At 53.6% G+C, this 23,526-nt stretch carries 22 protein-coding genes; 15 read left to right on the top strand and 7 right to left on the bottom strand.

Features of this window, described 5'->3' with window-relative positions; translation table 11 throughout:
• Nucleotides 1-63: 63 nt before the first annotated feature.
• Nucleotides 64-303 (top strand): DUF3892 domain-containing protein, encoded by a 240-nt coding sequence (locus V4U88_RS03410; protein WP_334071818.1) that lies wholly within the window; start codon nucleotides 64-66, stop codon nucleotides 301-303.
• A 75-nt stretch (nucleotides 304-378) separates the two neighbouring features.
• Here V4U88_RS03410 and V4U88_RS03405 read toward each other — a convergent pair whose 3' ends face one another.
• Nucleotides 379-1,113 (bottom strand): MBL fold metallo-hydrolase, encoded by a 735-nt coding sequence (locus V4U88_RS03405; RefSeq protein ID WP_334071817.1) that lies wholly within the window; start codon nucleotides 1,111-1,113, stop codon nucleotides 379-381.
• 170 nt (nucleotides 1,114-1,283) lie between these two features.
• Between V4U88_RS03405 and V4U88_RS03400 the strand changes: the two genes are divergently transcribed.
• Nucleotides 1,284-1,841: a copper amine oxidase gene (locus tag V4U88_RS03400; protein ID WP_334071816.1), complete on the top strand. Its 558-nt coding sequence runs from the start codon at nucleotides 1,284-1,286 to the stop codon at nucleotides 1,839-1,841.
• Nucleotides 1,842-1,956: 115 nt separating this feature from the next.
• A complete protein-coding gene (locus V4U88_RS03395; RefSeq protein ID WP_334071815.1) occupies nucleotides 1,957-2,280 on the top strand; it encodes a DUF1292 domain-containing protein in 324 nt (107 codons plus the stop codon).
• 76 nt (nucleotides 2,281-2,356) lie between these two features.
• Here the strand turns inward: V4U88_RS03395 and V4U88_RS03390 are convergent, their stop codons facing one another.
• Nucleotides 2,357-3,832 (bottom strand): aminotransferase class I/II-fold pyridoxal phosphate-dependent enzyme, encoded by a 1,476-nt coding sequence (locus V4U88_RS03390; RefSeq protein WP_334071814.1) that lies wholly within the window; start codon nucleotides 3,830-3,832, stop codon nucleotides 2,357-2,359.
• A 183-nt stretch (nucleotides 3,833-4,015) separates the two neighbouring features.
• Between V4U88_RS03390 and V4U88_RS03385 the strand changes: the two genes are divergently transcribed.
• The gene (locus V4U88_RS03385; RefSeq protein ID WP_334071813.1) at nucleotides 4,016-5,284 is read left to right on the top strand and encodes an MFS transporter; all 1,269 of its coding nucleotides are present in this window, start codon (nucleotides 4,016-4,018) and stop codon (nucleotides 5,282-5,284) included.
• A gap of 27 nt (nucleotides 5,285-5,311) precedes the next feature.
• On the opposite strand, the gene V4U88_RS03380 is transcribed toward V4U88_RS03385, so the two are convergent.
• The gene (locus tag V4U88_RS03380; protein WP_334071812.1) at nucleotides 5,312-5,935 is read right to left on the bottom strand and encodes a YktB family protein; all 624 of its coding nucleotides are present in this window, start codon (nucleotides 5,933-5,935) and stop codon (nucleotides 5,312-5,314) included.
• Between the two features lie 289 nt (nucleotides 5,936-6,224).
• Here V4U88_RS03380 and V4U88_RS03375 point away from each other — a divergent pair, with 289 nt between their 5' ends.
• The 6 genes from V4U88_RS03375 (at nucleotide 6,225) to ptsP (ending at nucleotide 12,774) form a co-directional block, all read left to right on the top strand.
• A complete protein-coding gene (locus V4U88_RS03375) occupies nucleotides 6,225-6,821 on the top strand; it encodes a hypothetical protein (RefSeq protein ID WP_334071811.1) in 597 nt (198 codons plus the stop codon).
• Nucleotides 6,822-6,981: 160 nt separating this feature from the next.
• Entirely contained in the window at nucleotides 6,982-8,391 is a 1,410-nt protein-coding gene (gene gndA, locus V4U88_RS03370; protein ID WP_334071810.1) for an NADP-dependent phosphogluconate dehydrogenase, read from the top strand.
• 198 nt (nucleotides 8,392-8,589) lie between these two features.
• The gene (locus V4U88_RS03365; protein ID WP_334071809.1) at nucleotides 8,590-9,102 is read left to right on the top strand and encodes a shikimate kinase; all 513 of its coding nucleotides are present in this window, start codon (nucleotides 8,590-8,592) and stop codon (nucleotides 9,100-9,102) included.
• 30 nt (nucleotides 9,103-9,132) lie between these two features.
• Entirely contained in the window at nucleotides 9,133-10,425 is a 1,293-nt protein-coding gene (gene aroA, locus V4U88_RS03360) for a 3-phosphoshikimate 1-carboxyvinyltransferase (RefSeq protein WP_334071808.1), read from the top strand.
• A 23-nt stretch (nucleotides 10,426-10,448) separates the two neighbouring features.
• Nucleotides 10,449-10,874 carry a CoA-binding protein gene (locus V4U88_RS03355; protein ID WP_334071807.1) on the top strand — a complete coding sequence of 142 codons (426 nt, stop codon included), beginning with the start codon at nucleotides 10,449-10,451 and terminating at the stop codon, nucleotides 10,872-10,874.
• Between the two features lie 163 nt (nucleotides 10,875-11,037).
• Nucleotides 11,038-12,774 carry a phosphoenolpyruvate--protein phosphotransferase gene (gene ptsP, locus V4U88_RS03350; RefSeq protein WP_334071806.1) on the top strand — a complete coding sequence of 579 codons (1,737 nt, stop codon included), beginning with the start codon at nucleotides 11,038-11,040 and terminating at the stop codon, nucleotides 12,772-12,774.
• Nucleotides 12,775-12,863: 89 nt separating this feature from the next.
• On the opposite strand, the gene V4U88_RS03345 is transcribed toward ptsP, so the two are convergent.
• Nucleotides 12,864-13,394, bottom strand: coding sequence for a type 1 glutamine amidotransferase domain-containing protein (locus V4U88_RS03345; protein WP_334072061.1), 531 nt, complete (start codon nucleotides 13,392-13,394; stop codon nucleotides 12,864-12,866).
• A gap of 221 nt (nucleotides 13,395-13,615) precedes the next feature.
• Between V4U88_RS03345 and V4U88_RS03340 the strand changes: the two genes are divergently transcribed.
• From V4U88_RS03340 to V4U88_RS03325, 4 genes are all read left to right on the top strand, one after another.
• Nucleotides 13,616-14,005 carry a hypothetical protein gene (locus tag V4U88_RS03340; protein WP_334071805.1) on the top strand — a complete coding sequence of 130 codons (390 nt, stop codon included), beginning with the start codon at nucleotides 13,616-13,618 and terminating at the stop codon, nucleotides 14,003-14,005.
• A gap of 109 nt (nucleotides 14,006-14,114) precedes the next feature.
• On the top strand, nucleotides 14,115-14,456 hold the full coding sequence (gene ytxJ / locus V4U88_RS03335) for a bacillithiol system redox-active protein YtxJ (RefSeq protein WP_334071804.1): 342 nt from the start codon (nucleotides 14,115-14,117) through the stop codon (nucleotides 14,454-14,456).
• A 110-nt stretch (nucleotides 14,457-14,566) separates the two neighbouring features.
• Nucleotides 14,567-15,571, top strand: a complete 1,005-nt coding sequence (gene ccpA / locus V4U88_RS03330) for a catabolite control protein A (RefSeq protein ID WP_334071803.1) — start codon at nucleotides 14,567-14,569, stop codon at nucleotides 15,569-15,571.
• 139 nt (nucleotides 15,572-15,710) lie between these two features.
• Nucleotides 15,711-16,424 (top strand): 5'-methylthioadenosine/adenosylhomocysteine nucleosidase, encoded by a 714-nt coding sequence (locus tag V4U88_RS03325; protein ID WP_334071801.1) that lies wholly within the window; start codon nucleotides 15,711-15,713, stop codon nucleotides 16,422-16,424.
• Nucleotides 16,425-16,437: 13 nt separating this feature from the next.
• On the opposite strand, the gene V4U88_RS03320 is transcribed toward V4U88_RS03325, so the two are convergent.
• Both V4U88_RS03320 and V4U88_RS03315 read right to left on the bottom strand, forming a co-directional pair.
• On the bottom strand, nucleotides 16,438-17,631 hold the full coding sequence (locus tag V4U88_RS03320; protein ID WP_334071800.1) for an acetoin utilization protein AcuC: 1,194 nt from the start codon (nucleotides 17,629-17,631) through the stop codon (nucleotides 16,438-16,440).
• Nucleotides 17,632-17,662: 31 nt separating this feature from the next.
• Complete coding sequence (locus tag V4U88_RS03315; protein WP_334072060.1) at nucleotides 17,663-18,295, bottom strand: GNAT family N-acetyltransferase; 633 nt, start codon at nucleotides 18,293-18,295, stop codon at nucleotides 17,663-17,665.
• 279 nt (nucleotides 18,296-18,574) lie between these two features.
• Between V4U88_RS03315 and acsA the strand changes: the two genes are divergently transcribed.
• On the top strand, nucleotides 18,575-20,299 hold the full coding sequence (gene acsA, locus V4U88_RS03310) for an acetate--CoA ligase (protein WP_334071799.1): 1,725 nt from the start codon (nucleotides 18,575-18,577) through the stop codon (nucleotides 20,297-20,299).
• Between the two features lie 76 nt (nucleotides 20,300-20,375).
• On the opposite strand, the gene V4U88_RS03305 is transcribed toward acsA, so the two are convergent.
• On the bottom strand, nucleotides 20,376-23,468 hold the full coding sequence (locus V4U88_RS03305) for a transglycosylase domain-containing protein (protein ID WP_334071798.1): 3,093 nt from the start codon (nucleotides 23,466-23,468) through the stop codon (nucleotides 20,376-20,378).
• Nucleotides 23,469-23,526 lie beyond the last annotated feature (58 nt).

Here is a 23,526-nt window from a genome sequence, read left to right as displayed (position 1 = left end):
CCGCGGGAAACGGGACATGCTATACCCATCACCCAAACTAGTGCAGAGGAGATGTGAGGGCAGATGGCTATGGATACAAGGGAAAGGTTTATTGCGGTGCAAAAAAACGGCGACGGAGATTTGACCGCCTTTAAGACCTCGAGCGGCCGTGTTTTGGATTACGAGCAGGCCAAGCGGGAGGTACAGGCCGGGGCGATCGCCGGAGCCAACCTGTTTAAGGGCAGAGACGGAGAGATGTACATCCGCAGCGATGCGGACGGCGATCCGACCAACAATTTGGACGCGCTGCCCCATTTTGAGTAATCCCGCTTTTTGGCGACAAACGAAACAGCAGCCCGGCCGGCGCTTATCCGGACGGGCTGCTGTTTCGTTTGTTACTTACAATGTGTAAATTTGATGCTGACGCAAAAACTCCATTTCTTCGGTCTGTCCGATAAAGTTTTCCATTTCGTCCCCGTAATGCATCAGCATAATATTTCGGCGGATTTCCGCCGGAAGGGACAGGAGCTGTCCAAGCTCGGTATGTACTTGGCCGGGGCCTTGAAGCTGAACCTCATGCAAAATTTTGCGGCAGTTTCTTTCCTCGATCAGACGGGTTAACAGACCCCTTTGAAAGATCATATCCGCGCTGTAGAAAATTTCACCGTTGATATAAAGGGAGTAGCTGTCTTTGCCTGGGATGTGCGGCGTTTGAATCAACTCGACGGTCAGGCCGGGAGAGAGGCTGTACGGGGTACCTTCCGACAGCACCTTCACCTCGAATGCATCCTCCAGCGAAGCGATGCCTTCCTGGGTAAGGCCTCCCTTCAACGTATGTTCCCAGAGCGGGTGAACGAGCTTGTCGGCGATATACAAAACGGGCTTGCGGCCCCATATAAATTTCATGCGAAACGCGAATTCTTCCAGCCCGCCAACATGGTCCCCATGGATGTGAGTGATCAAAATCCCGTCGATTTCATCCAGGGACTTGTCCAGTTGATGCAGGGAAAGCGGGGCCGTAATTCCGCAATCAATCAGCAGTGTGTAATCTTCCGCGTACAAAAGGGCGTTGTTGTTGTAGTACTTCTTGGCGAATGCGCCGCCCGTACCCAGCATTTGAAGCTGCAGTGGCAATGTTACCCCTCCTTGATTTTAAGCTGCTTCCATTAATGTACACGATTTCGAATCCTAACGAAAGGGCGGGTCCGTCAAAAAAACGGATTCTTTCGGCCGATAACCGCAACTTGAGGCTAGCCACGGAGTATAAATGTACATCAACATGAATGTAATGGAGGGTTATTTAGATGAAATGGAGAAGAGTTGCTATACTGGTCGTTGCTTTCTCCCTGATGGGAGGTTCGATGTTATTTGCCGATTCGGCCACTCAAAAGGTGAAGTTGCTTCTGAACGGACAAGAGGTCACAGACGGAGGCTATATAGTCGAAGGAAAAACCTATGTCCCGGTTCGTGAATTGGAAGGCCTTGTCGAATATGATGACGCAACGAAAACGGTCAAATACTATAAACCGAATGTCCATATGTTTTTGTTTACGGGGGATACGGCGATCGGAAATATCAATATTAAGAAGACCGGTAAGCTCAAGTTCAATGTGTTCGCTCAAATCGACGATTTACGGACGGATATTTCCTCGGTTCGTATTTCCATCACGGCGCCCGACGGCGACTCCAAAGTGATTCAGTCCGACGAAATTAAGGAACAAAGGGATAATTTCTGGTTCCGAACAAATGATTATACGTATGATTTCAAATCCGAAGGGAAATATATCATAGGCTTCTATATGAAGCCTGTCGGAGGCGACTATACGCTGGTTTCGGAGAAGACAGTCACCGCCGAGAAATAACCGGGGGAGGCCGCGGTCTTTTCCAAAATTGACCTGCCCCCTCTAAAATGATACGATACGAGGGAAACCGACAGGTTTTGGCAACCCATCAAATTAACCGAAGCGAGGTATTTCAATGAGCGATCACAAGCACGAACACGGTGAAGCTTGCGGCTGCGGACACGACCATGATCATGACCATGAGCATGAAGAGTTCGTATTGACGCTGACGGACGAGCATGGCAATGACGTAGAAATGGTACTTGTCGAGACGTTTGACGTCGGCGACAAATTATATGCCCTTTTGTTGGAACGGAATAATCCGGAAGCCGACGGCATCATCCTGCGCATGGAAGAAGAGAACGAGGAGATGGTGCTTTACAATATCGAGGACGAGGACGAGTGGCGCAAAGTGGAGGAAGCTTATAACGAGCTGGTCTCCCAACAGGATGAAGCCTAGAAGCTTAATCGTTCGATCATAAATAGGGCTGTCCCAAGCGAGTACGCTTTTGGGACAGCCCTTTCGTCGTCAAGCATCAGAAAATCGGATCGGCCTCGACGATCACCTTGACCTCGTTAATATACCGGTCTTCGGGTCCCTTTACGGGCAAACCGACTTCCACATGATCGACGATATAGTCGATATTGCTCTGCGAGATGACTTCGCCCGGCAGCAGAATCGGAATCCCCGGCGGGTAAACGTAGATGAACTCGGCGATGATGCGTCCCGCCGACTCCCGGAACGGAATGACCTCCGTATCCGCGTAGAACGCATCCCTTGGAATCAAGGAGAGCTGCGGAATTTCCGGGATTTTGACGATCAATTCGTTCGCGTTGTTTTCCTTGTAATAGCACTCGGACAAGCGGCGCAAGGCCGTCAGCAAGGTTTCGATCGATTCCTTTGTGTCGCCGGGGGTAATGATACAGAGAATGTTGTACATGTCGCTGAGCTCCACTTCCACATTATAATGCTCGCGGAGCCAGTTCTCCGTTTCATAGCCGGTAATCCCCAAATGGCGTACATGAATCGTCACTTTGGTCGGATCCAGATCGTACGCCGCCTCGCTGCCGAGAATCTCCTTGCCGAAACTGTACAGCCCGGGGATTTCGTTGATTTCCCGGCGAAGGTAGTGGGCCATCTCCAGCGACTGCTGGACCATCTCGCGCCCGTTCAGGGCAAGATTTCTGCGGGCGGTATCGAGCGAAGCCAGCAGCAGGTAAGAGGTCGAAGTCGTCGTCAGCATGCTGATGATCGTCTGGACGCGCTGCGGGTTCACGAGACTGTTTTTGATATTGATGTTGAGCACGGAGCTTTGCGTCATGGAACCGCCGAGCTTATGCACGCTCGTGGCCGCCATGTCCGCTCCGGCCTGCATGGCCGACATCGGAAGGTCCTCATGGAAATGAATGTGAACCCCGTGCGCTTCATCCACAAGCACGGGCACATTGTAGCTGTGCGCCAGATCGACGATTTCCTTGAGATGGGCGCAAACGCCGAAATAGGTCGGGTTAATGACCAGGACGGCTTTCGCATCCGGATGTCGCTGAAGAGCCCGCCGCACGGAGGAAGAGGTAATCCCGTGGTCGATCCCGAGGTTTGCGTCCTGTGCGGGGGATACAAACACCGGTTTGGCCCCGGCAAAGATAATCGCGGACATCACCGATTTGTGAACATTTCGCGGAACGATAATTTTATCACCGGGAGAACAAACGGACATTACCATTGTCATAATGGCTCCGCTGGTGCCTTGTACCGAGAAAAAGGTATAGTCCGCGCCGAACGCGTCGGCGGCCAGTTTCTGAGCCTCCTCGATCACCCCCGTCGGCTGGTGAAGATCGTCCAGCGGAGCGATGTTGATCAAGTCGATGGACAGGGCATTATCGCCAATAAATTCGCGGAATTCTTTATCGGTTCCGAGCCCTTTTTTATGCCCGGGAATGTGAAATTGAACGGGGTTGGCGGCCGCATGCTTCTTAAGTGCGGAGAATAGCGGCGTTTTTTGGTGATCCATAGGGCCGTCCCTGCCTTTCGTAAAATTTTAACAAGGTTGAGTATAGCAAACTGGGACCGGAATGCAAGCGAAGTTTGCGGCCAAGGGTTGGCAATGTATTGCACAGGTTAAGTTGCTTGCGAAAAAGGATAGACTGGATAACATCGATTAAAAAGTAAGGCCGACAGAAAGGAGAGGTAGATTATGGAACTAGCTACCAAACTTGTATCCCGAAAACTGCTTACCCCCACCTTTATCTGCCTGTGGATTATTATGTTTTTGGTTGAATTCGTAAAGGGGGCCTTAATCGTCTCAATACTTCCCGTTTACATAGGAGATGTGTTGAAGCTGAGCGCGTTTGCCATCGGATTGTCTTTTTCGTGCCAATATATTGGGGACAATCTGTTTCGCAGCCCGGCGGGCTGGCTGATCGAACGGATCGGCTTTCGGATGACGATGACGATCGGACTTTGCATCACGTTTGGCGGTGTCTTCCTTATTACGGTGATGAAGACGATGGGATTCATCGTGCTGGGTTGCGCCCTGCTGGGGGTCGGCACGGCACCGCTTTGGCCCTGTGTGCTGATGGGAATTACCTCCGTCACGGAGGAGAGCAAAAATTTCGCGACCGCCATGGGCGTCATTCAGATTTCGAGTTTGGGCGGAACCGGGCTGGGACCGGTCATTATCAATTTCCTTGTCGGAGTGTCGTATACACTCGTTTTCTGGATCCTGCTCGGCTGCATCGGTATTGTCATCCTCGTTTCCCTGCTCTTGCCGGGGAATAATAGCGGGAAGTCGAAATCGGCCTCAACGGCCGGGATCGATGACAAGGCTTCGTTGTGGAAGGGGGGGCTTTGGGAAAATATCAAGCAGACGCACCGGCAGATCCGCACGAATCTGAAGGTCAGCCCGCTTCTTTACCCGGCGCTGTTTTTGCAGTCTTTTGCCATTGGCCTGCTGACTCCCGTGATCACCCTGTTCGTACGGACGGAGCTGAATCTCTCACCGGAGGCATTCAGCCTGATGCTGATTGCGGGAGGAGGAATTACCGTACTCGGACTGATTCCCGTCGGCAAATTGGTCGACAAGTACGGCACCGCTCTCTTTTTGAATATCGGCTTTTCGCTCTCCGCCGTTGCGGTCGGATTGTTCGCTTTTACGCGAAATCTACCGGCTGTCTGGGCGCTCGTCATGGTGATCGGGTTGAGTTACGCCTGCATTTTGCCAACGTGGGATACGATGATTTCACGAATTTTGCCGAAAGGGGAAAAAGGCACCGTTTGGGGACTTTTTCTGACCATTCAGGGGTTCGGCATGGCCATGGGTCCGGTCGTATCGGGGAAGATGTGGGACGGCTGGGGAGCGCCGGCTCCCTTTGTCGCCAGTGCCGTCTCGATGGCGCTGCTGTTCTTTCTTCACTTGCATCTGTCGCGCAAAAAGCCCGCTCCCCCCGGAAACCAAATCCGTTGAGAAGCAGGCAAGGGACGCCTGTACGCTTTAAAAAGAAGCCTTGTACAGCGGAAGCAGGGCCCGGAACGTTTCTTCGATTTTCGCGGTGAGCCTGTCCCCGTCCCGAAGAACCGGTTCCTGGCGGTCAAGGCGAAGGCCGCACATGATTTCCGCTTTTTTGACCGATTTCAGCTTCTCGCCCATGCTCCGGAGCTCGGAAACACCGGTCTCACGATGCGGTATTCCGTTCGGATTCATATGGTCCATCGACCAGTAGAACGGGCCGGGGACGGCGGCTTTCAATTCGTCGGCATGGTTCATCATGTAGTCGGCGAAAACCGACTTATTCGGACTCTCGTAGATTACCGCAAAGATGATAAATAAATGGGTGGAGAACATCCCGACCTCAAAGTGGGGCAACGCCTTATAACCGCGCTTGCTGTCGGCCCATGCAACCCAGGTATCGATCGGCGGATTGACCTTGCGCCGGGCATGCTTGGCCACATGAGGGTGCATTTCCTCCCCGCACAAAGCGGACAGGTAAGGTGCGAGCGAAGCTCCCAAAACCTCCAGTTTGGGGCGAATATGGCCGATAATGGCCTCCATTCGGGGCTCGAGCCCCGGTACGGTCAACGCATCGAAATCCTGTTCGGTAAAACCGTTAAAACTCATCGTCTTCTGACCTCCATTACAACGCTAAACTGTTTGACTTATGTTCCAAGTATAACATACTTGCCGTGACCGGATTCCCGAGTTCGGGCCCGGCAAGAGGGCCCTGCTGAAGGAAAGCTCGCGCCCTTTTGCGTCAGAAACAGCCCGTTAAGGGTAAAAATAATCAATAATCCAAGTTCTTTTACATAAGATGAAGTATAAGATAGGGTAAGCCGAAAGTGGGAGGAAAGCGAAGACGCCGAAGCCCTTCAAGACAAGGGAAGCGGGGTGAAAAAAGGGAGGGAGTGCCGTGAACAAAAGCTATGAAGTGGAATACTGCAACCTGGAACTCCGATTCGACCGCCGGCACATACAGCAGTTGATCCGCGATTTGATCCAAGACGGATATTCTTTATATTGGAGTGAGAATGAATCCATTTTTATCATTTCCGTACGCACGGGACGCAAGCTGACAAAGCTGCGCTTTCAGCGCCTGGCGAACGGATACAAGCTCGTGGGCGATTACGTGATCAAGGACGCCAAGCTGGCCGAATGGCTGGAGAAGCTGATCGGCGATCTGCGGGGGCATGCGGTGGTCAAACGGTTCAAGGACCGTCAAATTTTCATCGAGAACATCCTGTTCGGCGAAGTGATTCGCTTAGTGGAAATCAACGGCATGGAGCACCGCGTCATCTATCAGAAGGGCCCGGTATTGGATCTGGAGAAGATGTCGGAAATTTACGCCTCCCAATCGGCGGAGCAGCAGTTGGAAACGCTTCAGCAAGAGCTGGACCGGGAGCTGGAAAGATTGTACGAAGCGCTGCAAAAAGGGGACGACGAATTGGCCGAAGCCTGCAAGGAAAGACTGCGCAAACTCCGGATCAAACTGATCTCCCTTGAATGGTAGCCCTATGTTTAAGGTAAACTAGGATTAAAAAACTCATTGCCGGCCCCCTGATCGATGGGGGTTGTTTTCTGGGCGCGTGACCTCAAGGGGTTCACTTCTGTACGCAAAAGAGTTAAAATGATATTATTGATAAAAAAATAGTGTGCAAAGGATGGAGACCATGTCAAAACAACAGATTGGCGTTATCGGCCTGGCCGTTATGGGCAAAAACCTGGCCCTCAATATTGAAAGCAGGGGCTTTACCGTTTCGGTATTTAACCGTTCCCCGCAAAAGACGCATGACCTCCTGGAGAACGAAGGCAAAGGGAAGAACCTGGTCGGCACGTTCTCGGTCGAGGAATTTGTGCAGTCCCTGGAAACGCCTCGCAAAATTTTGATCATGGTACAAGCCGGTTCCGCAACCGACGCTACCATTGAGAGCCTGCTTCCTTATCTGGATCAAGGCGACATCATTATCGACGGAGGCAACGCCTTCTTCCCGGATACGCAGCGCCGCAGCAAAGAGCTTGAAGCCAAGGGCTTCCGCTTCATCGGAACCGGGGTGTCCGGCGGTGAGGAAGGCGCCTTGAAAGGGCCGGCGATCATGCCTGGCGGACAGGAAAGCGCCTATAAGCTTGTAGAGCCGATCTTGACGGCGATTTCCGCAAAAGTGAACGGCGATCCTTGCTGTACATATATCGGGCCGGACGGTGCAGGACACTATGTCAAAATGGTCCATAACGGCATCGAGTACGGCGACATGCAATTGATCGGCGAAGCTTATCACTTGCTCAAGGATGTTCTTGGCGTGGATGCCAAGGAATTGCATGAAATCTTCTCGGAATGGAACAAAGGCGAGCTCGACAGCTATCTGATCGAGATTACGGCCGACATTTTCTCGCAGTATGACGAAGAAACCGGCAAGCCGATGGTTGATGTGATTCTCGACGCAGCCGGACAAAAAGGCACCGGCAAATGGACAAGCCAAAGCGCGCTCGATCTCGGCGTACCTTTGTCCATGATCACGGAGTCCGTCTTCTCCCGCTTCCTGTCCGCGATGAAGGAAGAGCGGGTAGCGGCAAGCAAAGTGCTTAACGGTCCGGCCAAGAAGCCGTTCAGCGGCGACAAAGCGGAATTTATCGAGAATGTGCGCAAAGCGCTGTTCGCCAGCAAAATCGTTTCCTATGCCCAAGGCTTCGCGCAAATGCGCGCCGCTTCCGACGAATACGGCTGGGATCTGAAATACGGCAATATCGCGATGATTTTCCGCGGCGGCTGCATTATCCGCTCGCAATTCCTGCACAATATCAAGGAAGCTTACGACCGCGATCCGGCCCTCAAAAATTTGCTGCTGGATTCCTACTTCAAAAACGTGGTGGAAAGCTACCAGGACGCATGGCGCAAAGTCGTATCCGTCGCCGTGGAGAACGGCATTCCGGTACCGGGCTTTGCCAGCGCATTGTCCTACTACGACAGCTACCGGACGGAGCGCCTCCCGGCCAACCTGCTGCAAGCGCAGCGCGACTACTTCGGTGCCCACACGTTCAAACGAGTGGACAAGGAAGGCGTCTTCCATCACCAATGGTTCTAAGAAACGCCGCATAACAGAGAACTAAGTACAAATCAGCGCCACGGCCGCGGAATGATCCGTTTGCCGCGGCGCTTTTTTAATGGCGGCTGGAAGAGAATGCCTTGATTGAAGAAGGGTGCCAAAGTGACCGGGCCTGTGTTATGATATGAAAAAGTTATTTTTGGCCTTTTTAGCGTATGATATGAAAAGGGTGGAGTCATGGAGAGCAAGAAGGATGTCATTGTGCTGGTCGGAATGATGGGGACCGGCAAATCGACGGTAGGCGCTTATCTCGCCGCGGAAACAGGCTATCGCCTGCTGGACCTGGATGCTCTAGTCGCTGCCGAAGCGGGCTTAAGTATTCCCCGGTTGTTTGAGGAGAAGGGGGAGCTTTATTTTCGCGACTTGGAAACCCGGGTGCTGTGCGAAACGCTGAAAGAGCGCGGGGCGGTGCTGGCGACCGGCGGCGGAGCGGTGCTTCGGCCGGAGAATTGCCGGGAAATGCTTGCACGTGGCTGGGTCGTAGCGCTTCAGGCTACGGCGGAAGAAATTCTGGCCCGTGTCGGGGAAGATCCGAACAGGCCGCTTCTCGCCGGCGGAGCCAAAGCAAGAATCGCGGCGCTGTTGGAGGAGCGTAAGCATGCCTATGATTTTGCCGACGTCACGATCAATACAACCGGCAAGAGTGCGGGGGAAGTGTCCGCCGAGATTTTAATGCATTACCGCGGCTAATCGACAATATTTGCAAAGGGGAATTTACATATGGACATGATCGTAAGGCCTACGGCAGAACTGAAGGGAGAGTTTGGAGCGCTTTCCTCGAAAAATTATACAACCCGGTATTTGCTCGTCGCCGCTTTGGCGGAAGGGACAAGTACGATTTATTACCCCGCCCATAGCGAGGACAGCGACGCAATGCGCCGTTGCATTCAAGATCTCGGGGCGGTGCTGGAGGAGGACGACGAGAAGATCGTGATCACCGGTTTCGGCAAGCACCCGCGGGATGTGAAGGAGCTCAACGTCGGCAACGCCGGAGCGGTGCTGCGGTTTTTGATGGCGATCGCTTCGCTTTGCCCGGAAGTCACTTTTGTGAACACCTATCCGGATTCCCTGGGCAAGCGCCCGCACACCGACTTGATCGAAGCGCTGGAAAGCATGGGTGTGGAAATTGAGCACCAGGAAGGCCGCCTTCCGATTACGATTCGCGGAGGACGTCCGATGGGCGGGAAAATCCGCGTATCGGGCGAAGTCAGCTCCCAGTATTTGAGCGCTCTGCTCTTCTTAGCCCCGCTGCTGGAGGAAGACAGCGAGATCGAAGTGCTGGGTGACCTGAAATCGAAAGTCGTGATCGGACAGACTTTGGAGGTGCTGGAGCAAGCGGGGATTATCGTGGACGCTTCAAGCGACTACAGGTTCTTCCGCGTTCAAGGGCGCCAAAGCTACCAGGCGAAAAATTATACGGTCCAAGGCGATTACCCCGGGTCGGCGGCGATTCTGGCGGCGGCGGCGGTCACCAAATCCGATGTGAAAATACACCGGCTGATGGAGGGCAGCAAGCAAGGTGAACGGGCGATCGTCGATGTGCTGCAAATGATGGACGTCCCGCTCAGCCATCGTGACGATACGGTGCACGTGCTCGGCAACGGCCGGCTGCGTCCGGTGGAATTCGACGGCGATGCCGCCACCGATGCCGTGCTGGCGATGGTGGCCGCGGCGGTGTTTGCGGAAGGAACGTCCCGCTTCTATAACGTGGAGAACTTACGGTATAAGGAATGCGACCGGATTACAGACTACCTGAATGAACTGAGAAAAGCAGGGGCCAAAGTGGAGGAACGGCAATCCGAGATCATCGTGCACGGGCGGCCTACGGGATTGGAAGGCGGCGCGACGATCGACGCGCATTATGATCACCGGGTGATCATGGCGCTCACGGTCGTAGGTTTGCGGTGCAAGGAACCGCTATTGATTAAGGATGCGCACCATGTGGCGAAATCATATCCGCAATTTTTCGATCATCTTAAGGCGCTTGGCGCATCGGTAGAGTGGGTAAAATAAGGTCAAGAAAGGTGTGATGCAACATGGCATTTGAAAATCCAAGTCGGGATGAAATCAAGAAGATTTTGGAGAACGCCGGAAACATCGCTGTCGTCGGCTTGTCCGACAAGACGGACCGGACCTCTTACATGGTCTCACAGGCCCTGCAAAATAACGGTTACCGGATTATTCCGGTAAATCCGTCCGTCAGCGGGGAAATTCTCGGCGAGAAAGTGTACGCTTCCCTGAAGGATATTCCCGAGCCGGTGGATATCGTTAACGTATTCCGCCGCAGCGAATATACGCCGGAAGTGGCCCGCGAAGCGGTGGAAATCGGGGCGCATGTGCTCTGGCTTCAGCTCGGCATCGCGAGCGATGAAGCGTATGAAATTGCCTCGAAAGGCGGTCTGACAGTGATTATGGACCGGTGCATTAAAGTGGAGGACAGCATTTTGATCGGCAAAAGGTAATTTGTTGTAATAAATAAAGGATGGGCGTCCTGAAGTCATCGGAGATGGCGGGGATGCCTTCTTTGCGTAAATTCCTTTGACAAATTTACGAAGCTGGGCTTACCATAAAGTATTAGAGAGAGGGTATCCTATACTTCACAGTAAGGACTTAGGGGGTCGAAACATGATACAGGGTATCGGAGCAGCGGCTGGCGTCGCCATCGGCAAGGCGTTCGTGCTGCCCGCCTGGGAGTGGGATGTGCCGGATCGCCGGATGGAGAAGGTGGATCTCGCCAAAGAGTTCGAGAGACTATATGAGGGGATCCGAACCTCCAAGACCGAGATTGAGTTCATGAAGAACGAAATCAAGGAAACGGTGGGGGTCGCGGAGTCCAGCATTTTTGATGCGCATATCGCCATTTTGGAAGACCCTGTATTTATGAGCGAGATTCAGGGCATTATCGAACGGCAGTATAAGGCTGCCGAGGTTGCGGTAAAGGAAGCGATCGATCACTTTGTCACGATGTTCGATCTGCTGGATGATGAATATATGAAGGAGCGGGCGCTGGATATCAAGGATGTCGGCAACCGGCTGTTGAAGCATTTGCTGGGAACGCCGGAGATTACGCTGCCGTCGGATACCCAGCCTTACATTCTGGTAGCCAAGGAATTGTCACCGTCCCAGCTCGTGCATCTGAATCCCGAGAACGTGCTGGGGATGGTAACGATGGCCGGGGGCAAAACCTCGCATTCCGCGATCATGGCCCGGGCGCTGGGCATTCCGCTGGTATCCGGTCTGGAGCATAAGCTGACGAAACCGCTGCAGACCGGGGACCTGCTCGTCGTCGACGGCGATGAAGGCTGGCTTTACCTGGATCCGGAGCAGGAAATTATCGACCGGTACACCGAGATCGCCGAGAAGCAGCGCCGCCGCAAGGAGCAGCTGCAGTTGCTCGCTTCCGTCGATGCGGTGACAAGGGACGGCTACCGGATGCAGCTGGCCGGGAATATCAGCTCGGTCAAGGATTTCGAGCAGGCGATCAAATACGGAGCTCAGGGCGTAGGGCTGTTCCGCACGGAATTTCTGTACATGGACCGCCCGGCTTTCCCGAGCGAAGACGAGCAGTTTGAGGTTTACCGCCAAATTGTCGAGAAGGCGGACGGCCACCCGGTCGTCATTCGCACGCTGGATATCGGCGGAGACAAGCAGCTGGAGTATTTTACGATTCCGGAGGAAGAGAATCCGGTGCTCGGCTATCGCGGAATCCGCATCAGTCTGGACAGCAAAGAGCTGTTCAAAATCCAGTTGACGGCGATTTTGCGGGCCAGTGTTTACGGCCAAATCAAAATTTTGCTGCCGATGGTGTCCTCGTTGGAGGAATTGAAACGGGCCAAAGGGTTTGTGGAAGAAGCTAAGCGGGAGCTGTCCGATCGCGGGCTGCCGTATTCCGGCGAAGTGGAAGTCGGCGTGATGATTGAAGTTCCGGCTGCGGCAGCCATAGCCGATCTGCTCGCCAGAGAAGCCGATTTCTTCAGTATCGGTACGAATGACCTGGTCCAGTACGTGCTGGCGGTCGACCGGATGAACGAAAAGATCGCCCACATGTACAACTCTTACCACCCGGCCGTGCTTCGCATGCTTCGCCAAACCGTAACGGCCGCAAAGGAAGCCGGCATAGCGGTCAGCGTGTGCGGCGAGATGGCCGGCGACGAAAAAGTGCTGCCGATCTGGCTGTACCTCGGGGTCGATACGCTCAGTATGTCGCCGCAGTCCTTGCTGCGGGTTAAACACCGGATTTTAAACAGTTCGGTGAAGGAAGCCGAGGAAGAGGGACGTTACTGCTACGGCTTGTCGACGAGCGAGGAAATCGAAGCCGAGCTTACCCGCTATTTGGGGAAGGACCCGGTACTTGGCCGCTAGGCGGTGCTACGGCCACATCGAATATATGAAAAGCTGAGAAAGACCCGGGACGATTCCCGGGTCTTTCTCAGCTTAACTGTTTGCTAAAACTATTGTGCGGAGTCCGCCAAAGCATCGACGAATGCCTTTCCGTATTCCGTCAAATCGGGCGGGCGCCGGGCGGAGACGATATGTCCATCGACCACGACGGGCTCGTCCTTCCATACGGCTCCGGCATTTTCCATATCATCGCGAATTCCCGGCGTGGAGGTGACGGTGACGCCTTTCAGGATGCCGGCGGAAATCAGAACCCATCCCGCATGACAAATTTGCCCAATCGGCTTCTTTGCTTCATTCAACTCCCGAATGACCTCCAGCACCTTCCCGTACCGGCGCAGCTTATCGGGAGCCCAGCCTCCGGGCACAAGGATCCCGTCGTAATCGCTGGAACGGACCTCCTCAAACGACATATCCGTCACGGCGGGGACTCCATATTTGCCGATGTATTTTTTGCCTTTCTCCAACCCGGCCAGATGCACCTCGGCCCCTTCCTCGCGAACGCGATAAATCGGGTACCACAGCTCCAAGTCCTCAAATTCCTCATCGACCAGGGCGATCACCTTTTTACCAGATAATCTCAAATTCGTCTCCTCCTGTCTGCTTTTTCTCTTGACGAAAATCGTTTTCAATATTTTAATTGTATCAAAAATGATGTTCTTCTTCATGCTCATAGCGCAAGGATAATCCTTCTTGCGCTGGAATCTTTATCCGACTCAAAACGTGATGGACTATTTATGAGGTGATTCCTATGCGCAGGCTTTGCCGCTGCGGACAAAAAATGAATTTCGGATTCCGGCTGGTCGTGTTTGAAAACAAATTTCAAATCGATCGGGTGCCGATCTTTGAATGCGAAGACTGCAACTTCTACGAAGTGCTGCCGTTCGTCAAGCCGGATCTGCTGGACTTGCTGGATCAGTTGAAACAACAGAACGCTAAAGGACGCGTATTTTTCACCGAAGTCAATGAACTTGCGGATGTGCTTTATGAGTTGTCCCGCAAATGGACGAAGGCGGACTCCGTATTGTTTGAAGCTATGCTGGAACAGCATTGTGAAGAGCGCATCAATCTGCTGCTTGATTTATACGGCTGTGCGCAAAAGATGAATGATGAAAACTGGATGAAAGAAATCGCGGCAAGGCTGGCAACTTTGTCGAAGTTTGTAAAAGATCGTCAGTTTTTGAGCACGAAATAAAAGATAATCTTAATGAATTTGTCGCCATGAGTTGTATTTCGCGTGCCGTTTTTGGTAAGATATGATTTAGGAAAATGAAAATTGATTTTCTGAAAGGAATGGATGCGAGATGCCTGAATTGAGGAGAATCACGTCAAAAGAGGATCTGCACCGTGTCTTGGAACATTCGGCGAGTCAGCCGCTGCTGCTGTTTAAGCACAGTACGCGCTGCCCGATCAGTTCCGGCGCCTACCGGGAATTGGAGAACTATCTGAAGGGCTCTCCCAACGAGAAGATTACATACGGACTGATTTATGTAGTGGAGGACCGCGAGGTCTCCAATGAGGCCGCCGAGGTTCTCGCCGTCAAGCATGAATCGCCGCAGGCTCTTTTGGTAAAGGACGGACAAGCGGTATGGCATACTTCGCATTCCAGGATCACCGCAGAGGCCCTGCAAGGAATTCTTGTGTAAATGAAGCGTTATCATTGCACAAAGTAGTATTTTGTCGTATCATAAATTTAATTGAAACATTGGGCTCGCGGAGTAATGAGTGAAAATCTATTGGCAATGGAGAGAATAATGTGACGGTTACCATTTACGATGTGGCTCGTGAAGCGGGCGTCTCGATGGCTACGGTTTCCCGGGTTGTGAATAACAATCCCAATGTGAAGCCGCAAACTCGGAAAAAAGTGTACGAAGCGATTGAACGTTTGGGATATCGTCCGAATGCGGTGGCAAGAGGTCTTGCCAGCAAGAAGACGACAACGGTCGGAGTGGTGATTCCAGATATTTCGAATTCGATTTTTGCCGAGATTGCAAGAGGTATCGAAGATATCGCGAACATGTACCACTATAATATTATTTTATGTAATGCGGACAAGAAGAAAGAGAAGGAAATTCGGGTCATCAACACGTTGCTTGAGAAACAAGTGGACGGGCTTCTGTTCATGGGCGGAACCGTGACGGAAGAGCATGTTCAGGCGTTTCAGACTTCGGCTGTCCCGATCGTTCTCTGCGCAACAAGCGACGAAGACGGGATGATTCCCTCGGTGGATATCGACCATGAAGCAGCGGCCTTCGATGCGGTCAGCACGCTGGTTCGCCATGGCCATCGGCACATTGCAATGATCAGCGGCACGCTGCAGGATCCGGCAAACGGTTATGCGCGCTTCCAAGGGTACAAACGCGCCCTGGAAACCGCGGGAATTCCTTATGACGAGGATCTTGTGCGGATCGGCAATTACCGGTATGAATCCGGGGTGGAAGCGATGAAATATTTCCTGGGGCTCAAGAAACGGCCTTCCGCGATTTTTGCCGCTACGGACGAGATGGCGATCGGTGCGATTCACAGCATTCAGGATGAAGGCTTGAAAGTGCCGGATGATTTCTCGATCATCAGCGTCGACAATATTCGTATGGCTTCCATGGTGCGTCCTCAGTTGACGACGGTCGCCCAGCCGATGTATGACTTGGGAGCGGTAGCCATGCGCCTTCTGACGAAACTGATGAAGAAAGAAACCGTGGAGAATCCTCGGGTCATTTTGCCGCACGAAACGATTTTGCGGTTGTCCGTCAGCCACGTTTAGGCTGCTTTCAATTATAGAGAAGATTAGATAGACAAATATATGAAAAAGGTTATAACGGAAAAAAGCTCCTCATGAAGGAGCTTTTTTTAGGCTGTAGGGCAAGTTAAGCTTACATAAATCGATAAAGGAGCGATTGAACATGCTGAAAACAATCGGAATCATCGGGGCGATGGATGAAGAGCTGGCGCTGCTGCTGGACGGCATGGAAGCCAAGGAACCGGTAGCTCAGGCGGGGCTTTCCTTTGTGAAAGGGAAGTTCCACGGCAAAGACGTCGTGGTGTGCAAATCCGGCGTAGGGAAAGTGAATGCCGCGATAACCACGCAGGTGCTGGTCGACCGTTTTGACGTCGGGATGATCTGGTTTACCGGGGTGGCTGGCGCGTTGCATCCTTCGCTGGATATCGGCGATATCGTGATCTCGTCGTCATGCCAGCAGCACGATATGGACTGCTCGCCGATCGGATTCCCCCGCGGGGTGACTCCGTTTCAAGAGGTGTCCGATTTTCCGGCCGCCCCCCGGCTGATCAAGCTCGCGGAGGAAGCTTGCTCCCGCGTTTGCCGGGAAAACGGCTACAGGGTCGGGAGAATTTTGTCGGGTGACCAGTTTATCGCCGATCCGGCAGTCGTCCGCTTTCTCTATGAAAGCATGGACGGAACCTGCGTGGAGATGGAAGGCGGGGCGATCGGTCAAGTCTGCCATATGAACGCCGTGCCTTATGTGATGCTGCGCTCGATGTCCGACAAAGCGGACGGAACGGCGGACGTGAATTTCGCCGAGTTTACCGTGATCGCTTCTAAGCGCTCATTTGAGATTATTGAAGACATGATCCAACATGTGGATTCTCTAAACTAATCAAGACCCTGCTTTAGGGGGCCGGCGGATAATCCTGAAGCGCAACCGCGAGATTCTCGCGGTTTTTTGCCGTAATTTCCGCCCTGCGGTGAATCGCCTCCCAACGCGTTAAATCGTCGAGCCAAAACGCGGGGAGGGGCGTCGGCGTTTGACTCTGCCATTTCTCGGCCCAGCTCTGCGGCAGCTTGGTTTGCGGCCGGTCTTCCCGGTCAAGCACCCGTTTCAGCGGATGTTGGCTCATTTCCAACCAAAGCAGGCTCCAGGCACGGGGAACGACCCGCCACATATCGTAGCCGCCTCCGCCGACGGCGACCCATCGCCCCCCGCAATGCGTATGGGCCAGCCGATGGAGAATCGCCGGCATCTCGCTGTATATGGCCATACTGCAGTGCATATGGCTTAACGGATCCAAAGCATGGGCATCGCAGCCATGCAGGCTGACGATCAAATCCGGCTTGAAATAGTTTGCCAGCCGCGTAATGGAGGTTTCGAAGCACTCCATCCAGGAGGCGTCCTCCGTATAGGGCTGGAGCGGAATGTTCAAGCAGGCTCCGTAGCCCAAATGTTCACCCCGTTCATGAAGAAATCCCGTTCCGGGAAACAAATATTTTCCCGTTTCATGAATGGAATATGTACACACATCCGGATCGGAATAGAAGCTCCACTGCACCCCGTCGCCGTGGTGAACGTCGGTGTCCACGTACAGCACCCGGGCCCCGAAGCGGTGTTTCGCGTAGGCGATGGCCACGGCGGCATCGTTATAGACGCAGAAGCCGGCGGCTTTCGCGGACAGGGCATGGTGCAGACCGCCGCCCAAATGCAGAGCGTGGTCCGCCCGGCCCGACAGGACCGCGTCCACCGCGGTGATCGTGCCTCCCACAACGTAAGAGGCCGCGTCGTGCATGCCGGGGAAATACGGCGTGTCCTCGTCCATCAGGCCGTACTGCTCCGCACGCTCCGTCCACGCCGGATCAGGCGGAGAGTCGCTGAGCGCCTTAACCGCTTCGACGTAGGCGGGCTGGTGAATCCAGAGAAGCTCCTCCTCCGTGGCGGGACGGGAGACAAGCATCTGCCCGGAACTCAGCGCGCCGCAGGCTTGCAGAAGCTCCAGCGTCAGCCGCAGCCGGATCGGGTGAAACGGGTGATGATCGTGGAAACGGTAATTCATCGATTGCTCATGATGGACAAATAAAGCGTTTCCAGACATGGCGTCACGCGTCCTTTCACGTAAGTCTTGGTTAATACATGAAGCGCTGCTGGAAACGAATCCGGTCAAACTGTTCCTTCGATTCGAGCGGAACTTCTTTGCCGATCCGGACCATCAGGCAGTTGGCGGGGTGGGAGCAAATTTCCGGATCATCCGTCGCATACCAGACCATATCGACGGTCTGCATCAGCCGCTCCATCATTTTACGGTAATCCCAGACGGAAAGGCCGCTGCTTTTTAAATCCCAGTGCCAATAGTACTCCGTCGTAAATACGATGTATTTCTCCATCTGACCGTCCTCAAAAGCGGTACGAATCAAACTTGACCCGATACGGCGGGATCTGTATTCATTGGAAACCTCGATGGCCCCGAGCTCGATCAAATCGGGCATATTTCCTTGCGACCATCGCTCCATCTCGTCGGGATAATGGAACGTTACATAGCCGATAATGACCTCCTGGTCCCGGGCGATAATAATCCGCCCTTCCGGCAGTCCCGCAATCTCAATCAACGCTTCCAGCTGTTCTTCGGGACGGCGGAAAGCGTCGAGATCCGGGTGCATCCGAAGCGAGGCTAAATGAGAAGGAGTAACAGGACCTTCCAAAATGAGCTCACGATCGGTTTGGGGCAGGGTATGGCGGATATACGTTTTTCGGTGTTCCATCATTGCCGCCTCCTTTGCTCGTTCCCCTAACATATAGCAGAAAAATGCAAAATTGAAAAGTATAGCCGGGGGAAAAGACGTGTGATATAATGATTTCCGACATAATTTATTCATAAATATAACTTGACATCGTGATTTTTGTAACATTATTTCGATTCAACTATTTGTCCAATTCCCCGAACAAAAATTGTCCTGCTTACGCAATCAACTTTGTATCCGTTTTCATGAGTTTGATCTATTCTATTATATGTTTTGCAAAGATCAAGGGAGGATGGAACGATGAGCCAATTGCAAGGTGAAATTATTTCGACGGACGCGCCTTCATCGAATTTGGGTAATTATGAAGCGGCGTATGCGAATTTCAACTGGGAGGATGTGGAGAAGCAGTTCTCCTGGTATGTGACCGGGAAGGTCAATCTTGCCTATGAAGCGATTGACCGGCATGTCGATGCCGGCCAGGGTGACCGCCCTGCGCTTTTGTTCAGCGATTCGACACGGAACGAGTCGTATACGTTTGCGGACCTGCAGCGCAAGTCCAATCAGTTCGCCAATGTGCTCCGCGGCCAGGGGATTTCCAAAGGGGACCGTGTATTTGTATTTATGCCGCGCAGCCCGGAATTATATGTCAGTATTCTTGGCATTATTAAAATCGGCGCCGTGGTCGGCCCGCTATTCGAAGCTTTCATGGAGACGGCCGTCAAGGACCGTCTGGAGGACAGCGGGGCGGCAGCGCTCGTGACCACGCCAGCACTACTGCCCCGGGTCAAGCGGGATGAGCTTCCCTTGCTGAAGACGATTTTTCTGGTAGGAGATGATGTGGCTCCCCAAGAGGGGATTGTAGATTACCATCTGGCTATGGAAGCCGCCTCCGAGGAGACGGAAATCGAGTGGGTCAATCGGGAGGATGGTTTAATCTTGCACTATACTTCCGGATCGACCGGAAAGCCCAAGGGCGTCTATCATGTCCACAACGCCATGCTGCAGCATTACCACACGGGAAGGGTCGTCCTTGATCTTCGCCAGGATGATGTGTACTGGTGCACGGCCGATCCCGGCTGGGTCACCGGTACATCCTACGGCATCTTCGCCCCCTGGCTGCATGGCGTAACCAATGTTGTTCGCGGCGGACGATTCAGCCCCGGCGACTGGTACGAAACCTTGCAGCAGAACAAGGTTACAGTTTGGTACAGCGCGCCGACGGCATTCCGGATGCTGATGGGGGCCGGGGAGGATATCGTCAAGCAGTATGACCTCTCCAGTGTGCGGCATATCTTGTCCGTCGGGGAACCGCTCAACCCCGAGGTGGTCCGTTGGGGGCATAAGGTTTACGGACACCGTATCCATGATACGTGGTGGATGACCGAGACCGGGGGGCAATTGATCTGCAATTATCCGTCGATGGCGATCAAGCCGGGGTCGATGGGAAAACCGGTTCCCGGCATCGAGGCGGCCATCATTGACGATAACGGCAAAGTTCTGCCGCCGAACCGGATGGGGAACTTGGCTGTGCGGACGCCTTGGCCTTCGATGATGCGGCTGATCTGGAACAACGCGCCGAAGTACGAGGAATATTTCCGTATCCCCGGCTGGTATATTTCCGGTGATACGGCCTATGTGGACGAGGACGGATACTTTTGGTTCCAGGGGCGGATCGATGACGTCATCAATTCCTCCGGGGAACGGATCGGGCCTTTCGAGGTGGAGAGCAAGCTGGTCGAACACCCCGCAGTAGCCGAGGCCGGCGTGATCGGCAAGCCCGATCCGACGCGCGGCGAGATCATCAAGGCATTCATTTCGCTTCGTGAGGGTTACACGCCATCCGAGGAGTTGAAAGCGGAGATCGCCCGGTTCGTGAAGGAAGGCTTGTCGGCGCACGCGGCCCCGCGGGAGATCGAGTTTAAGGATAAACTGCCGAAGACCCGTTCCGGTAAAATTATGCGGCGCGTCCTGAAGGCATGGGAGCTCAATCTGCCGGCAGGCGATTTGTCCACGATTGAGGATTGAGCCGCTTAATTAAGAAAACCTCCTCTCCGGTTCCATGGATACGAGCAATCCATGGACGGAGGGGAGGTTTATTTGTTTACTTGCCGTATTGAACCGCGGCCGAAGGCGTCGATTCACCGACCTCGTTCACCGCGGTGATCTGAATCCACCCGCTGACGGCTTCATGCTTGAACTTGAACTGGGTGCTTGAAGTACTGCCCAGCTTGTTGAACGGCCCGCTCGCGTTTTCGGCGACATAGATATTGTAGCCGGATACGAATTCCGCGGAAGCGTTCGCTCCCCAGCTCACCGTTACATCTTTGTCGCTGACATGTGTTTCAACCTGACCCGGCGTGCTGGGAGCAACCGTGAGGTCCGGCGCTGTGCCGTCCCCTTCCTCGGCTTCCCCGGCGGGATCGGTGAGTTCGCCTTCGTTCTCCTCCGGTGGAGTCGTCTGGTTGGCTCCGACGATGGCGCTAGGCTGGGATTCTTTGCCCGCCACATCGACCGCCGTAACGTAATAGGAATAGCCGCCCTTTTCTCCCACGCTGATCGAAGTGGATTCCCCGGCCAACGCGGCTTGCCCGGTATACTTGAAGGTGCCTCCGTTTACGGCTTGGTACAAGCGGTAGCCGACTACGTCCTTCTGGGTGCTTTTGCTGAAGCTCACGCTTCCCGACTGGAGCGCCACATTGCTTGGCGCTGTCGGCGGCGCCCCGTCATCTGTCCGGGGATCCTGCTTCGTGGGCGCATCCTCGCCCGCGTCCCTCGGAATATAGTAGCTCAGCGACCGGTGACCGCCCCGCATCGATCCGAATGCTTTCTGCAAGTCGTCGATCAACTCTTTGATAGGTTTCTCCCGCTTCATGACTACCTTCTCGCGGACCATGTCCGAAGGTGTGGTGGACTTCGGAATATAATTAACTCCGTTATAGGTGATATATTTCATACGGACCAGGACATCGTCGGATTCTTTAGGGACGTATTTCGCATTGAAAATATCCGTGACCATCTTGCCGGCCTCCCGGGTCAGCTTGGTCGGCAGCTTGCCGCTGAAACCGGATACCGTGGCGGTGACAATGCCGTCCGGTTTGGTGAATTCCGGTGTGACGAACAGGTCTTTCTCATGCTCGGTGACTTCGTTCATCACCTTGGCCCAGATGGAGCGGGCCCGCGATTTGCCGGCATCGGACAGGGTGTTCTTAGGCTCTTTGTAACCGATCCAAATGCCGAGCGTCACGTCCGGCGTGTAACCCATAAACCAGACATCGGCGTAGTTTTGTGTCGTTCCCGTTTTGCCGACGATCGGAATTTTTCTGTAATTCTTGAAATCGCTTTTGATGGATTTACCTGTACCGCTGGTAATCACCGTTCTAAGCATATCCGTCATCAGGTAAGCGGTTTGCTTGGAAAAAACGCGCTTGGGTTCGGCTTTCTCCTGGTAAACGATATGCCCTTGCGAATCCACAATTTTGCCGATCATATAGGCGTCGTTGAACTCTCCGCCATTGGCGATGGCGCTGTAGGCGTTCGTAAGTTCCTCGACCGTTACCCCGTATCGCAAACCGCCGAGAACTCCCGTCTGCGCGGTATAATCCCGCTCATCCAGCGTCGTAATGCCGAGTTTTTTGGCGAAATCCCAGGCTTTATCGATGCCGACTACATCGTTGAACACCTTCAGGGCAGGGATGTTGCGGGATTCGTTCAGCGCCGTCCGGGCGGTAACGAGTCCTTTATAGCCGCCGCCGGAGTTGACCGGGATATGATAGCCTTTCGAACCGTCCCGCAAAATCACCGGCGAATCGTCGATGATGCTGGCCGGTTGAATCAATCCGGCCTCCATGGCCGGCAGGTAGGCGGCGATCGGCTTCATCGTCGAGCCGGGTTGACGCACCATTTGCGTGGCGTAATTCATCTGTTCCGTGTGAAAATCACGGCCTTCAATCATGCCCAGAATCGCCCCGGTGCGATTATCGATCATCATGCCGGCGACCTGCTCCAACCCTTTGGTTTTGCTGTATGGCGAAAAGTTATCCTTATCCTCCGCAACCTTGTGCATGGAGTTGTATACCTGCTTGTCGATCGTGGTGTATACCCGGTATCCGCCGGTAAGCAGTTCCTGCCGCGCTTCTTCGAGGATTTGCGGATTTTTGGCGATCTCCTCCTTGGACATCCCCGGGTTGTTCATCATCGCGACCACAATCGCCCCCTGGCGCTCCGTTTCAAGCATCAGGTAAGGGAAGGTTTCATAGGCCTTCTTCGTCTTGGGCGCGAGAGAGGCCTTAATATCGAACGTCAGCGCCTCGTCATATTGAGCTCGAGTAATTTTGTTCTCCTCCAGCATTCGCTGAAGCACAAGCTGTTGTCTTTTTATCGCGCGGTCAAAGTTCTCCTCGTTAAACTCGCCCTTGCCGTTGAAGGCCGAATAGGCCGATGGCCGCTGCGGCATCCCGGCCAAATAGGCGGCCTGCGCAATGTTCAGATCTTTCAGGTCGGTAATGTTGAAAATTCCCTTGGCCGCCGCTTTGATCCCATAGACTTGATATCCGTTCGAACCGTTGCCGAAAGGAACCTTGTTCAGATACGCCGTAAGGATCTCTTCTTTGGAGAGGAAACGCTCCAGTCTTAAAGCCAGCAAAATCTCCTTGACCTTCCGGTTATCCGTCCGGTCCAGATTCAAAAATACGCGGCGCGCCAACTGCTGGGTCAGCGTACTGCCGCCGGTCTGGATGTCTTCCTTGAGCAGTTTTTGTTTCACGGCCCGCAGGGTTCCCTTAAAGTCGATGCCCTTATGTTCTTGAAAATGGTTGTCCTCAATGGCGATGACCGCATCGATCACGGAGGAAGGGATCTCCTGGTAAGCGACAGGCCGCCGGTCTTCTTCCGAACGGAGCTGGCCGATCGGCTGGCCGTCCCGGAAGTAGGCGAATCCGGTTATGTCGTTATGGTTGATTTTTTGCTCGATATCGGCACGCGATCTCACCGGCTCGTCTTTGACGATCGAGGAGACGTATCCGAATACAACCCCTCCGGCAAACAAAGCTCCGGCAAAACCGAGCAGCACAAGCCAGCCGAGGGTGGACCATACCCAGCGTCCCCGTTTGCGTTTGGGAGCAGGCTTGGCGGAAGGCTTGTTGTTCCGGTTTTTTCTCTGCAGCTTTCCGGAATTGTTTTCGTTCTCATGAACCATGGATGCTCCTCCTTTTTAACAGCAACATTATAGCATAAAAAAGGGGATTTGGTTGATT

It is taken from the genome of Paenibacillus sp. A14 (genome assembly GCF_036864815.1).
GTDB lineage: Bacteria > Bacillota > Bacilli > Paenibacillales > Paenibacillaceae > Fontibacillus > Fontibacillus sanfengchensis.
This window is presented reverse-complemented; position numbering and strand designations above follow the sequence as displayed.

What these genes read in the sequence shown, in the direction of transcription:
- V4U88_RS03410 (WP_334071818.1), top strand. Translation starts at nt 64, where the DNA reads ATGGCTATGGATACAAGGGAAAGGTTTATTGCGGTGCAAAAAAACGGC.
- V4U88_RS03400 (WP_334071816.1), top strand. Translation starts at nt 1,284, where the DNA reads ATGAAATGGAGAAGAGTTGCTATACTGGTCGTTGCTTTCTCCCTGATG.
- V4U88_RS03395 (WP_334071815.1), top strand. Translation starts at nt 1,957, where the DNA reads ATGAGCGATCACAAGCACGAACACGGTGAAGCTTGCGGCTGCGGACAC.
- V4U88_RS03390 (WP_334071814.1), bottom strand. Translation starts at nt 3,832, where the DNA reads ATGGATCACCAAAAAACGCCGCTATTCTCCGCACTTAAGAAGCATGCG.
- V4U88_RS03385 (WP_334071813.1), top strand. Translation starts at nt 4,016, where the DNA reads ATGGAACTAGCTACCAAACTTGTATCCCGAAAACTGCTTACCCCCACC.
- V4U88_RS03380 (WP_334071812.1), bottom strand. Translation starts at nt 5,935, where the DNA reads ATGAGTTTTAACGGTTTTACCGAACAGGATTTCGATGCGTTGACCGTA.
- gndA (WP_334071810.1), top strand. Translation starts at nt 6,982, where the DNA reads ATGTCAAAACAACAGATTGGCGTTATCGGCCTGGCCGTTATGGGCAAA.
- V4U88_RS03365 (WP_334071809.1), top strand. Translation starts at nt 8,590, where the DNA reads ATGGAGAGCAAGAAGGATGTCATTGTGCTGGTCGGAATGATGGGGACC.
- aroA (WP_334071808.1), top strand. Translation starts at nt 9,133, where the DNA reads ATGGACATGATCGTAAGGCCTACGGCAGAACTGAAGGGAGAGTTTGGA.
- V4U88_RS03355 (WP_334071807.1), top strand. Translation starts at nt 10,449, where the DNA reads ATGGCATTTGAAAATCCAAGTCGGGATGAAATCAAGAAGATTTTGGAG.
- ptsP (WP_334071806.1), top strand. Translation starts at nt 11,038, where the DNA reads ATGATACAGGGTATCGGAGCAGCGGCTGGCGTCGCCATCGGCAAGGCG.
- ytxJ (WP_334071804.1), top strand. Translation starts at nt 14,115, where the DNA reads ATGCCTGAATTGAGGAGAATCACGTCAAAAGAGGATCTGCACCGTGTC.
- V4U88_RS03325 (WP_334071801.1), top strand. Translation starts at nt 15,711, where the DNA reads ATGCTGAAAACAATCGGAATCATCGGGGCGATGGATGAAGAGCTGGCG.
- V4U88_RS03320 (WP_334071800.1), bottom strand. Translation starts at nt 17,631, where the DNA reads ATGTCTGGAAACGCTTTATTTGTCCATCATGAGCAATCGATGAATTAC.
- V4U88_RS03315 (WP_334072060.1), bottom strand. Translation starts at nt 18,295, where the DNA reads ATGGAACACCGAAAAACGTATATCCGCCATACCCTGCCCCAAACCGAT.
- acsA (WP_334071799.1), top strand. Translation starts at nt 18,575, where the DNA reads ATGAGCCAATTGCAAGGTGAAATTATTTCGACGGACGCGCCTTCATCG.
- V4U88_RS03305 (WP_334071798.1), bottom strand. Translation starts at nt 23,468, where the DNA reads ATGGTTCATGAGAACGAAAACAATTCCGGAAAGCTGCAGAGAAAAAAC.